At 38.3% G+C, this 13,187-nt stretch carries 12 protein-coding genes and 2 pseudogenes; 10 read left to right on the forward strand and 4 right to left on the reverse strand.

The genetic code is table 11. The features are described 5' to 3' along the window. The 10 genes and pseudogenes from OCV99_RS05660 to OCV99_RS18365 form a co-directional block, all read left to right on the forward strand. A complete protein-coding gene (locus OCV99_RS05660) occupies positions 1-1,392 on the forward strand; it encodes a tyrosine-type recombinase/integrase (protein ID WP_172675683.1) in 1,392 nt (463 codons plus the stop codon). Positions 1,393-2,262: 870 nt separating this feature from the next. Then, a complete protein-coding gene (locus OCV99_RS18360) occupies positions 2,263-2,388 on the forward strand; it encodes a hypothetical protein (RefSeq protein WP_262574989.1) in 126 nt (41 codons plus the stop codon). Positions 2,389-2,619: 231 nt separating this feature from the next. Beyond that, entirely contained in the window at positions 2,620-2,844 is a 225-nt protein-coding gene (locus OCV99_RS05670; RefSeq protein ID WP_158369009.1) for a helix-turn-helix domain-containing protein, read from the forward strand. 39 nt (positions 2,845-2,883) lie between these two features. Beyond that, entirely contained in the window at positions 2,884-4,167 is a 1,284-nt protein-coding gene (locus tag OCV99_RS05675) for an AAA family ATPase (protein ID WP_158369011.1), read from the forward strand. 10 nt (positions 4,168-4,177) lie between these two features. After that, complete coding sequence (locus tag OCV99_RS05680) at positions 4,178-4,843, forward strand: HNH endonuclease family protein (protein ID WP_158369013.1); 666 nt, start codon at positions 4,178-4,180, stop codon at positions 4,841-4,843. A gap of 427 nt (positions 4,844-5,270) precedes the next feature. Further along, positions 5,271-5,627 carry an MmcQ/YjbR family DNA-binding protein gene (locus OCV99_RS05685; RefSeq protein WP_158369261.1) on the forward strand — a complete coding sequence of 119 codons (357 nt, stop codon included), beginning with the start codon at positions 5,271-5,273 and terminating at the stop codon, positions 5,625-5,627. Next, on the forward strand, positions 5,624-6,046 hold the full coding sequence (locus OCV99_RS05690) for an N-acetyltransferase (RefSeq protein ID WP_158369015.1): 423 nt from the start codon (positions 5,624-5,626) through the stop codon (positions 6,044-6,046). The genes OCV99_RS05685 and OCV99_RS05690 overlap by 4 nt, the downstream gene beginning before the upstream one ends. A 549-nt stretch (positions 6,047-6,595) precedes the next feature. Then, entirely contained in the window at positions 6,596-7,804 is a 1,209-nt protein-coding gene (locus OCV99_RS05695) for an RtcB family protein (protein ID WP_158369017.1), read from the forward strand. An 87-nt stretch (positions 7,805-7,891) separates the two neighbouring features. Continuing rightward, positions 7,892-8,146, forward strand: coding sequence for a helix-turn-helix domain-containing protein (locus tag OCV99_RS05700; protein WP_158369263.1), 255 nt, complete (start codon positions 7,892-7,894; stop codon positions 8,144-8,146). 338 nt (positions 8,147-8,484) lie between these two features. After that, positions 8,485-8,994, forward strand: a pseudogene (locus OCV99_RS18365) (IS3 family transposase); the annotation flags it as partial. A 181-nt stretch (positions 8,995-9,175) separates the two neighbouring features. On the opposite strand, the gene OCV99_RS18370 reads toward OCV99_RS18365, so the two are convergent. The 4 genes and pseudogenes from OCV99_RS18370 to OCV99_RS05710 form a co-directional block, all read right to left on the reverse strand. Continuing rightward, entirely contained in the window at positions 9,176-9,508 is a 333-nt protein-coding gene (locus tag OCV99_RS18370) for a recombinase family protein (protein ID WP_416810589.1), read from the reverse strand. Then, a pseudogene (locus OCV99_RS18375) lies at positions 9,506-9,880 on the reverse strand (recombinase family protein); the annotation flags it as partial. The pseudogene OCV99_RS18375 and the gene OCV99_RS18370, both read right to left, overlap by 3 nt. A gap of 205 nt (positions 9,881-10,085) precedes the next feature. Then, positions 10,086-11,870, reverse strand: a complete 1,785-nt coding sequence (locus OCV99_RS05705; protein WP_158369021.1) for an LCP family protein — start codon at positions 11,868-11,870, stop codon at positions 10,086-10,088. 111 nt (positions 11,871-11,981) lie between these two features. Further along, a complete protein-coding gene (locus OCV99_RS05710) occupies positions 11,982-13,151 on the reverse strand; it encodes a nucleotide sugar dehydrogenase (protein WP_158369023.1) in 1,170 nt (389 codons plus the stop codon). Positions 13,152-13,187 lie beyond the last annotated feature (36 nt).

Genomic DNA, 13,187 nt, shown 5'->3' on the forward strand with positions numbered 1-13,187 from the left:
ATGGCATCTATAAGAGAACGAAACGGAAAATTTAATGTAATCTATTCTTATACGAATGAAAAAGGTGAGAGGAAACAGAAGTGGGAAACCTATGAAACGAAAGCCGAAGCAAAGAGAAGAAAAAAAGAAATTGAATATAAAAAAGAGATGGGATCATTTGTCGTCCGTAAATGCAAAACACTGGACGAGCTTATTACAGAATATGTTGCACTTTATGGCAAAGAAAACTGGGCGCTTTCTACATATGAAGGAAATGTCTCTCTTATCAATAACTATATTCTTCCGATCATTGGTGATACGAAACTCTCAGAGATCAATACCCGTTTCATCGAAAGATATTATCAGAGTCTTTTGAAGAGACGTGCAGTTATCAATCCATTGAATAAAACCAGTCGAAATGAATTTGTATCTTCCAGTACGGTCAGGGATATTAATAAGCTGCTTAGAAACTGTTTTGAACAGGCAGTGAAATGGGAGTTGATGGAGAAGAATCCTTGCACCCATGCGACTGTACCAAAACATAAATCACAAAAAAGAGACATCTGGACAGCGGATACATTGATGTATGCGCTCAGTGTCTGTGAAGATGAACGATTAAAGCTCGCAATTAATCTATCTTTCTCATGTTCCCTGCGACTTGGTGAGCTGCTTGGTCTTACCTGGGATTGTGTAGATATTTCTCCTGAGGCAATTGAAGAAAACCGTGCATATGTCTTCATCAACAAAGAATCACAGCGTATAAGAAAAGAATCTTTAAATGCATTGGATGGAAAAGATGTGTTGTTGGTATTTCCGACAAATCATAAGAAGAATTCTACGGTCCGTATTCTGAAAACACCGAAGACAGAAAGTAGTGTACGTAAGATATTCTTACCAAAGAGTGTCGCTAATATGTTGGTAGACTGGAAAGTTGAGCAAGATGAAATGAAAGAAATTCTTGGTGATGAATATATGGACTATAACCTGGTTATGGCAAGTACCTTTGGTCTTCCTCTCGGAGATGGAGCAATCCGTGGTCCTTTAAAGAAACTGATCGAGGACTATAATCTCCCACCGGTTGTATTTCACAGTTTCCGTCATAGCAGCGTTACTTATAAGCTGAAATTGAATGGTGGAGACATCAAGGCGGTACAGGGTGATTCCGGCCATGCTCAAGTCAATATGGTTACGGATGTGTACTCTCATATCCTGGATGATGACCGAAGGAAAAATGCAGAGCTTTTTGAAGAAGCATTTTATGAGAAAAAGAATCTGGATCCACAGATGCATGTACAGCTGGAAAATAATAATGCACCTGTTGCTGATGAAGTCGATCCGGAACTTCTGGCAAAAGTATTGGCAAATCCGGAGATGCGGGCGTTGCTCAATTCACTGGCGAAGACGATGAAGTAATTAGTCTATCTCCATCATATCTATTGGAATCTCCATCATTTGATGATGGAATGATGGAGATTCAGTTACAAAAAAGGTTACAGATATTTTTACTGAATAAAATTTGCCAGTCAAAAACGCATGGACAAACCGTCTCGTATGCGTTATATTATTTATAGACAAGAAAATATCTTGTGCTTTCGATAGGAAGTTTAATTGAATACTGTTTACCATGATCGAACGTACGAAGCATGGTGGTCATATAACAGATGTCGATGGTAATATCAAGGCATTCCCCAATTATTAGCTGGAGCAAACAATCAGCTAACTTTCAGAGCTTTACAGAGCTTGACAGAGGGGGTATTCAGAATAACTCAAATTGAATCGGAAACAGTTTTTAATAGTGTCCCATATGGGTTTACCTTACCTCAGATTGACAGAGAGTGACAATAGGTTGGAGCTCTCCTAAGCGCTAGCTGTGGGTTCGATTCCCGCAGGGGACGGTTGCAAACAAAGCGGTAATGATTAGCAGAAAATGCTATGTCATGAACCGCTTTTTTGTTTTCAATGAGATGAAAAAAAGCAGGACGAGAATGAATTTCCAGCTAATTTGAAGTGATTTTCGTTAGCTGAAACAATAGAATATTTCATTAGCTATAGCTAAGTCAAAGAAACCTCCACTGGAGCTTCCTTTATCTCATAAAGATACAAAAGAAATCCTGGGGGATGAATATCTGGATTATAACCTGGTCATGGCAAGTACTTTTGGACTTCCTTAGGGTGATGGTGCCATCAGAAAGCCATTGAATCAATTGAACAAGGAGCATAATCTCCCACCGGTGGTCTTCCACAGTCTGAGATATAGTAGTGTTACGTATAAGCTGAAACTGAATGACGGAGATATCAAGGCAGTACAGGGCGGTTCCGGATGGCGTGGATGCAGAACTGCTTGCAAAGGTTCTTAATAATCCTGAGATGGTGGCGCTACTCACGTCACTGGCGAAGACGATGAAATAATTATAGTGAAATGTCCATCATTTGATAGCAAAATGAAGGAGATTTTGATAAGAAGTTTATTACGAAGCATTTCAGGAAAGTTCCAGTGGATAAGAGGAGAATGGAAATTGTATAACAGAATTAAAATATTTGCAATCACCAATATTTTCATGGTAATCGAGAAGAGATTGTGTTATACTAATTCAATTAGAGGTAATTGTAATAGATCATTATAATACGGGAGAAAATAACATGGATGTATGCTATAACAAGCTGTTCAAATTATTAATTGACAAAGGAATGAAAAAGACGGAGTTTGCTAAAGAGGTTGGGATTAGTGCTAATACACTTGCAAAATTATCCCATAATGAAAATGTTTCAATGGAAATTATTGTTCGAATTTGTAGGAAAATGAATTGTACAGTTGATGAAATCATGGATATACTTCCAGAGACTATGAATGATTCATTATATTAACAAGGGATTATATATTGATTCCAGGAAAGGAGTTTTCATATGTTTTTAAATTCAATCGTACTTCATAATTTCAGAAGATTTGAAAAATTGAAAGTTTATTTTAGAAATCGTTTATCAGTAATTGTTGGTGGAAATGGGGCAGGAAAATCAACAATTTTGGAAGCAGCAACAATTGCAGCCGGGACGCTGACATCTGCTATGGATGGATTGACAAACTATGGCATTAAGAAAGATGATGCCTACTATAAATATTTTGATATTGGAAGTGTTGTGGATGTTCAACCGCAGTTTCCAGTAGAAATATTTGCAGAAGGTACAGTAAACGAAAAAAATATAAAGTGGGCAAGAACGCTGAATTCTGCAAAAGGACGAGGAAGTCTGGCTAATGCGAAAGAAATCACTGCTATTGCGGCAGAATATCAGGATCGAATGCGAAATGGCGATATTAGTTTAAAACTTCCGATTATTTCTTATTATGGAACAGGGCGTTTATGGGATCAGCATAGAGAAAAAAAGAATGATACATTTGAAAAGAATACCAGAAGCAATGGCTATATTGATAGTCTTGATGGGGCAGCAAATGATAAATTAATGATGAAGTGGTTTCAGAAAATGACAATTCAACAGTACCAGAGAAACCAGTCAATTCCGGAATTTACTGCTGTTTGTCAGGCAATGGAACAATGTTTCCAATCTATTACCGGGTACTCAGATGTAAAAGTGCAATATAATTTGGATACAAAAGAAATTGACGTAATATATAAGGATCTAAATAGTCACTATGCACGTATACCAATGACACAATTAAGTGATGGTTATCGGTGTACGATCAGTTTGATCGCAGATATTGCATACCGTATGGCGATTTTGAATCCTCAGTTACTGAATCATGTTTTAGAAGAAACCGAAGGAATTGTTTTAATTGATGAAGTGGATCTTCATTTGCATCCATCCTGGCAGCAAAGAATTTTAAAAGATCTTCTTTCGATATTCCCTAAAGTTCAATTCATTGTGAGTACGCATGCACCTGCGGTAATAAATTCTGTAGATAGTGACAGTCTGATTATATTAAAAGATGATGAAATTATTACGGCACCGGATGAAACCTATGGAAAAGATGTTAATACCATTCTCAGAGAAGTCATGGAGGTATCTGAAAGACCTCATGATGTCAAACAGTTATTTGGTGAGTTCTATGAATTGCTGGATGCAGATGATTATGCAGGAGCAGAGAAAAAATTGAACCGATTAGAAGAATTATTGGGAAATAATGATGGCGAAGTAAATGCCTGCCGGGTACGATTGGAATTAGAGCAATTATGAGGTGACAACCATGATAGAAATTAAGAAAGGCAGAGAACCAAAAGAATTAGTGGAATATCGCCAATTACCGGATGCTTCATATGAAAATATGGATAGTCATTTGAAAAATATTGTATTAGATCATCTATTACACGAGCAAGGGCATCTTTGTGCGTATTGTATGAGACGTATTCCGGAAAAAAGAAAGTTACCAATTGGTGTTCAAGGTGCAACCATAGAACATTGGTTTCCGAGAAATCCAGATAGTGGCGAAGATTATGGACAGGGATTAGATTATCGAAATATGCTGGCCGTTTGTTCGGGAAATCGTGGTTGTGGTGATGAAAGAAATCTGACATGTGATGCTAAAAGAGGAAACGATAAGTTAACCGTAAATCCCTGTAATTCAAAAACATTACACAGCATTACATATTCACATAATGGAAAGATTAAGTCTACGGATACACGAATTGATGAGGATTTAAATGAGAGATTAAATCTGAATTCAGAAGTTGTTTCATTACCAGAAAATCGTAAACAGGTACTTGATGCTTTGATTATGAATATCAAAGAAAAACATCCGGCCGGTGATATAAAACCATATTGCAGAAGAAAACTGGAACAGATTAAATCAATGGATGATGATAAAATTCCGTTTGTCGGCATATTGATCTGGTGGTTGGAGAAGCATTCTTAATATGGATAGCGTTGCTATATCAGAAAGAAGGAGATATATTTCTGTAGTCGAAACCCCATAGACAAATCGACAATAACATTGTATAGTAATAATAGAAATCTGGTCAATTGAATATTGTTTATCATTCCCGCTTGCGAGGGGATGGTAGCAAATAAAGCGGTAATGATTAGCAGAAAATGCTATATCATGAACCGCTTTTTTTGTTGTTCCTGTGTATGAAAAAATGATCTTGAAGACACTGAGTGATAATCGTGACGGAAGTAATAATGCAGGTATCTAAGGTTTGGAATTATATTTGATTGGAATTAAGTATTTCTAATGAGAAGAATAGTTGGTATAATGGGCAAGGTGATTATAAGTGAATTGAAAAGTGATTTCTACAGAGTGTGGCGAAGTGGCAAAAGAGATTGTAGAAAGAGAGGAAACTATGCAGACAAGGCAGGAGGCAATACAATATTGCCATTCATTTCAAGATGTATATGAAGACTATCCTTTTCATGATGATAATTGGTGTGTTATGCGTCATAAGAAAAATAAGAAGACCTTTGCTCTTATTTATGATAAAGACGGATATGTATGGATAAATGTAAAATGTGACCCGGAATGGAGAGAATTCTGGAGAAATGCTTTTGAATCTGTTGTCCCGGCTTATCACATGAACAAGACACACTGGAATTCTATTATTCTGGATGGATCTATTACGGATAAAGATATCCGGCGAATGATCGGGGAAAGTTATGATTTGACGAAAGGAAAGATTTGTAATTATGGTACAAGAAAATGATTCGAAGATTTGAAACAAGAGATATCGATGAAGTAATGTCCTTATGGCTTCATGCAAATATAGAGAGCCATTCTTTTATAGAAGCAGATTATTGGAAAAAGAATTATGATATGGTCGGAAAACTGATTCCTGAAGCAGAAGTATTTGTGGCAGAAGAAAATGAGGAGCTTCAGGGTTTTATCGGTTTGACAGATACTTATATAGCCGGGATCTTTGTAAAGGCAACGGAACAATCAAAAGGGATCGGAACAGAACTGCTTCGCACCGTTATGAAGCGAAAGGATCATTTGAAACTGAATGTGTATAAGAAAAATATAAGAGCGGTAGTGTTCTATCAGCATCGCGGATTCAAAATTGTGAATCAGGAAATAGATGAAAATACAGCAGAAGAAGAATATACAATGGAATGGCATCGTTAGGTGGGAGCGCAACATATAAATTGGTAGGTGGAATTGCAGAAGGTTATCCGGATGTTCCGGAACTGTTATGAAAAAGAACAGTCGCATATACCAGTAGCTGATTCCGACATTGGAAAGACATTGGAAACAAATCTTATACCACAAGTATAATTTACAATCGTGGAAAAAAGTGTTATCCTATGTTATAGAAAGATTAAAAGCGGTTTCGAAGAAAGAACCGGAAAGGAAAAAGATATGTTCACAATAATCAGTAAGTTTTATCTTAATAGCGAACTTAAATATGAAGCACTGCATGCATATATGCAAGGCTATGATGCTGTGCGCTTGGATCAGATGAAGCATTATTGGGATTTGTGTAGAAAACGCAGGGAGTAATGGAAGAGTTATAAAAGAAGACTCCGTGTAAAATAGATACATAGATTTTCAGGATCGCTTATCTGGTGAAGGTAGGCGATTTTTTTTATTCCGTTAGTTCAGTTGATACCCCGCAGGCGCTCCTTGCGGAATATTGAGTCCAATGTAAATGAAACGAAAGAAGGAAATAATCAAATGTTAGAAATAAAAGGAAAGGTAAACACAGCAATCTGCTATGCGAAAGTTATAGAAGATGAAGCAATCGATCAGATTCGCAGAATGTGTGATTACGATATGACTGCCGGTTCAAGGATACGTATTATGCCAGATGTTCATGCTGGTAAAGGATGTACGATTGGAACGACCATGACAATCGTGGATAAAGCAGTGCCAAATGTGGTTGGTGTAGATATTGGCTGCGGTATGTATACGGTTAATCTTGGAAAAGTTGAGATTGATTTTGAAAAGCTTGATGAAGCATGTCATTTCATTCCATCTGGAATGAATGTTTGGGAGGGACGTCAGGAAAGATTTAATCTGACAGAACTTAGATGCTACAGAAACCTCAAAGATACAAGAAGACTGGAAAGATCCCTGGGTACTTTAGGTGGTGGCAATCATTTTATCGAAGTTGATGAGGCTGAAGACGGTACCAAGTATCTGATCATTCATTCAGGCAGCAGAAACCTGGGTAAGCAGGTAGCTGAGCTTTATCAGAAAATGGCAGTGAATCTTGATCGCGGCTATGGTGAATATTTTGAAAAGAGAGAAGAAATCATCAGAACTTACAAAGAACAGGGAAGAAGGAAAGATATTCAGGAGGCCTTGAAAGAACTTCATTTCCAGGTTTATGAAAGTCAGCCTTCTATGCCGGATGACCTTTGCTATTTGTCAGGAAAGTATCTTGAGGATTATCTTCATGATGTTGTGATTTGTCAGAGTTTTGCTTGTAGAAGCAGAGAGAAGATGTCAGAAATCATTCTTGAAAGAACTGGAATGACAGGAGCAGATGGATTTCACACGATTCATAACTATATTGATACGGATGAAATGATTCTGAGAAAAGGCGCAATTGCAGCACATAAAGGTGAAAAAATTCTGATTCCAATCAATATGAGAGATGGAAGTATTCTTGCGGTAGGAAAAGGAAATCCTGAATGGAATTATTCTGCACCTCATGGAGCAGGAAGAATTATGTCCAGAACCAAAGCAAAAAATGAGCTTAGTCTGGATCAGTACAAAGAAGAAATGATAGGAGTGTACACAACTTCTGTTAATGAAAATACATTAGATGAAGCACCAATGGCATATAAATCACTGGAGGATATTATTGATGTAATCCGTGAATCTGTTGATGTCATTGATGTTATGAAACCTATATATAATTTTAAGGCCTCTGAGTAGTGCAAAGCCTGGAAGAAGCGCAGCGAATCGAGTTTGGGCATTGCAAAGATACCGTTCTTCTCGGAAGGCCGGAAAGAGGTGGACGTTATGTTTATGATGCCAACTATTGATATGGTTGCGACTGGAAAGAATATTGAGAGATTGAGAAAGGCAGCAGGTTTGTCGGTGAGAGATTTACAGGATGTCTTTGGTTTTGCAACTCCGCAGGCAATTTACAAGTGGCAGCGCGGAACTGCAATGCCAACGATTGATAATCTGGTAGTTTTGGCTGCGCTCTTACAAGTAAAGATTGATGATATTCTGGTGGTTGATGCAGCCATTCAGGTACAGATTAGTGCATGAAGAAAAAATAAAGCGGATTCACTGCGGTGAGTTCGCATCTGATCCCCTGTCTTATGACGTCACCCTTGATACAAGAAAAACTTTCGCACGGCTTGCTTTTTCGCTTAACTCTTTTGCGTGATATACGAAAAACGTATGCACCAATTATGTCAGACGTGCCTGTAAGGTATATCTATATGCACCAGTTTTTTCAGCCTATATTTAAAGTGAAACTTTGCACCAATTTTAGACAAAAATCTCACAGCCCTGCCTTGCGGTTGTATGTAGAGTAGAAGCCGTGAGAAAATAAGAAATTGCGCTAATTTTATCATTAATCTAGGAGCGCGGTACTTCTTAGAAATTACGAAGTTATGAAACCAAATCAAGTTTGGCTAACAGACTCGACTCTCGTATATATAAATAAGAGACCCTATTGGGTATGTATATGTATGGACTTATTCTCAAGAAAAGTGCTTTCCATACGCATTAGTCCTAACAATAGTACAAGGCTATCTAAAAGTACACTCGTAGCAGCTATACAAAATAGAGATATAAAGCCTGGCCTTATCCTACACTCTGACCGTGGCTCTAACTTTATTTCCTACACATATAACAAATATCTAAAAGACCATCATATAATTCACTCGTACTCTAGGCCATCCACACCAACAGACAATGCGCCACTCGAATCATTCAACAGGACTCTAAAAGATGCAATTTTATTAAATGAAGCTGGCAAATCATATAGTACGGTTAGAAAACATATTTCCAAGTTTATGGACTATTACAACAACAAAAGACCTCACAGTTCGCTTAACTATTTATCGCCTAACGAATACGAAGACAGATATCAGGCCGGAGCTATATAGATATCTGGAATATAGATTTTTCTAAGATTATAAGAGAGAAAATAGCAACTTGAGTGGTTCAAATATGGTATGTTTTAAGTTTTTACATCCGAAATTTTTAAATAACACAAATAAGCATAAATAAAAAAGCAATCTGCAAAAGTTGGAATTTTCCAAGCATTTAGTGCAGATTGCATGGGGACTAACACCGAATAGCTCTATTGTTTACCATAGATTTATGGGTCAAGAAATTTGGTGTATAAGTCTTCTGAAGCAGGGCATCGCCCATATATTTCTCGTTTGTGAGAATACTATAAACCGTACTCCCATGCCACCTACATCCACCTCCAGGAGCAGTAGCTTTCTTCTTGGTGAGGATAGTAGCAATGCGGTTAATGGTCACACTGTTTAGATATAACCAATAAATTCGTTGCGCCACTCGAGCTTCCTTTGGGATAATTTCAGGCCGTCCATCCCGGCCTTTTCTGTAGCCTAAGAATCTAGCATAGGGCAGGGCGAAATCTCCCTTCTCCATCTTTCGAAGGATACCCCACTTAATATTCTCGGAAAGGTTATGGCTTTCCTCTTGGGCTAGCGAGGCGAGAATAGACAAAAGTATCTCGCACTTTGGGTCGAAAGAGGATAGCAATTCATTCTCGAAAAATACTTCGACGCCAATTCGTTTCAGCTCTCGCACTACGATGAGTAAGTCTACGGTATTCCTAGAAAGTCGGGATATGGATTTTACGAGAACTAAATCAATAAGTCCTGCATACGCATCTGCGAGAAGCTCTCTTAGAACTGGGCGACCTTCGACGTTCGTAGCGGAACGCCCGGACTCTATGTATATACCAACGAAAGACCAATTTGGATTCTTGTGAATCAGATTCTTATAATATGAAGTTTGAGCCTTTAAGTTATCTTAGTCTTCGAAATCTATTCCTGTTTTGATGCCCGTCGTATTCATTGGTGGGATTATGAGGGATAAAAATAAGGGGAGGTAACTCTCCTCTTATTTTTATACATGGTGCATATATACTTAGATATTTCTTAAGCTCTCTGGCCAAACAACCAACATGCTTTTATTTTAAAAGTAGCTTTCATTATTTTTATTATTTTCCTTCAAGTATTATATTAATTTTCTCCTTAGCGGTGTCGACCGTAGTCTGATCCGGAATCATGACAGAGAGCGGCTGGCTACCCATGCTATAGGTTGGGAGCATGGCGCCTTTACCATCCACGCTAATACTTTCGATTTTCAAACCCTTCATAGTATTAAGTTGGAGTTTGGCGAAGCTAGTAATTTCGTCGTAGCTGAGAGATGTGATAAAGGAACCCTCGAGTGAGGCGAGAATGTCAGTGTAACGGATTAGGTATTGCGGCTGAGTTGCCTTTTTAATAATAGCACTAAGAACCTCTTGTTGGTTTTTGACGCGGTGGCGGTCGCCAGTGGCGTATGCGTAGCGTTCGCGAGCATAAGCTAATGCACACTGCCCATTTACGTGTTGGGCGCCCTTATAGATACGACAATTTCTGTTGGCTCTAGCGATAAAATTAGTGTCGCTATTTATATCAATACCACCGAGAGCATCGACGACTTTTTCTACACCCGTAAAGCCAACCTTGGCTGTATAGTTAATAGTGACACCGAAGAGGTCTTGGAGAGTATATTTACTCATATCAATGCCATAAATGCCGGCGTGGGTAAGCTTGTCTTTATTCCCCGTCGTGCCATGGAGCTGAACGTAATAGTCGCGCGGAACGGAGACGAGAAGGATTTTGTTAGTGCTTGGGTTGACAACGGCGAGCATATTAACATCGCTACGGTCAGCATTAGAAAGTTTATTGCGAGAGTCACTACCGCTAATATATACGATGAACGGCTCCTCAGTAACCTTGGCTTTATTAGTATCGGCAGTTTTCTTGTATTTGATTTCGTAAGTATAGATGACTTTAGTAGAGCGGTAGAATTCTTTTTGGTTTTCTTTGAGAGTTTCTAGATAGGTGCTAGCCAGAACGATGCCAGAGACTTTGTTATCCACGAGGTCGACCATGAGATTGGCAAGATCGGATTCTTCCTTGGACTCGTGGGATATTTTCTCTGCTAGAGCACTCTTGGCGAGTTCGAGATTAGGGTTGTTTTGCTGGAAGCCAATAGTCTTGTCCTTAAGGTCTTCGATCTTCCCAAAACCGCTTTCTTTGAGGGCGAGGACGGAGTATTCCTGGGTCTCGTATTCTAGAGCCGTGGTAATATTTTGCAAGAAACCGATAGTCTTGCCAAAATAGTTGGCTCCCAAGATATAGATGGCGGTCAGCATGATAGCGAGGATGCCGAATAGAATGCGTGGGGCTTTGTGAGTTTTCTTGCGAATGAGTTTGAAAGATGTGAGCGCAAGGAGGCCGGCAAGCACTATACCGAGTGCAATATTTTGCCAATCCATAAGTACGTTGGTGTGGACGACAAAGTAGGCGAGAACGCTAGCAGAGATGGCTTCGACTAAAATGATGATAGCGCGAAGAATCTTTGAGAGGAGCTTGTTGCTCTTCTTTTTAGTGGGCTTAACTTTTGGCTTATATTGCTTTTGTTTTTCTTGCTTAACTTTCTGCTCAAGCTCGGCGCTTTCAGCAAGGATATCTCCGTGATATTCTTGCTCTTTGACTTCTAGAGCTTCAAGGCGATCGATCTCTTTGAGAATATTAGTTTCGCCATGAATTTGAACTTTTTTAGCAGGAATGACCGGGGGGTTGGTTGTAGGTTTTTTGTTGGATTTTGCTGCGGCAATCGTAGCTGTAGCGGTTTTCGTGCTAGCTACTTTTTTCTTTGGCGCGGAAAGACCATCGATAGCTTTGGCTTTGCGTGGTGAAGCTTTATGGTTAGTTTTCCTTCTTGTCGCCATTCGTACTCCTTTCTCTATGAGGCATATTTATTATTGATGTTTTATAATTATTTCCGCGATACGAAAATTTGCGAAGCAACTATCATAACCAACAATGAATGTATGTTGATATTAATTTAGGCCAAACAAATCGCGCGTATATACTTTATTGCGTACAGACATCAGCTCATTAGTCATGCGATTTGCGATGATCAGATCACATTCGTCTAAAAATATATTTAGATCATTTTGTACCTTCGCCTCATGGAATACATTATCTCTATATTCTGGTTCGTATATTAGACATTCTAGGTTATTTTTTTCAAGATAATCAAGAATATCTATTATGGCACTTGAACGGAAATTATCCGACTCGGACTTCATTGTCAATCTGTATATGCCCACTTTATGTGGATTTCGCTGAATTATCATATTTACAATATGTTTTTTTCTTGAGCTATTTGCCTCCACGGTGGCTGAAATCATCTTTTGAGATATATTATTAAAATTTGCCAATAGCTGTTTTGTGTCTTTAGGAAGACAATAACCGCCATATCCAAAGGAAGGATTATTGTAGTAATTGCCTATACGCGGATCTAGACATACACTTTCTATTATTTCTTTAGAGTTCAGATTATTTAGTTCCGCATAAGTATCAAGTTCATTAAAATAAGAAATTCGCATCGCAAGGTATGTATTTGAAAAGAGTTTTACTGCTTCTGCTTCGGTGCTTCCGATGAACATGACATCTATTGGCGTTTTCTCGGCAGCGTCCGTCAATAATTTAGCAAAGAGATGAGCAGATTCGCTTTTTGCTCCAATTACGATTCTGGATGGATAAAGGTTATCGTAGAGCGCTTTTCCTTCTCTGAGGAATTCAGGAGAAAAGAATATATTGTCTATACCATATCTGACGCGAATTTTTTCAGTATATCCGATTGGGATGGTAGACTTAATAACAATTGTGGCGTTATTGTCAGGGATAGAAAGAACTTTGTCGATGATATCTTCTACGGCGCTTGTATCGAAGTAGTTATCGTCTTCTATATAATTTGTCGGAGTCGCGATTATGACGTAGTCTGCTTCTCTAAAAGCGTCCCTCCAATCTAAAGTCGCTTTTAACTTTAAGGGTTTATTTTTTAAATAATCCTCAATATATGCATCTTTAATAGGAGATTTCTTTTGATTTATTTTCTCAATTTTATCCGGATCTATATCTACTACGTACGTTTCCGAATCTTGTGATAGCAATACGGCTAGACTGAGTCCAACGTATCCTGCTCCTGCGACTGCAATTTTCATTATTTATCCTGCATTATTTTAAATTATGTTAAAAAT

It is taken from the genome of Dorea acetigenes (genome assembly GCF_025567385.1).
GTDB lineage: Bacteria > Bacillota > Clostridia > Lachnospirales > Lachnospiraceae > Claveliimonas > Claveliimonas acetigenes.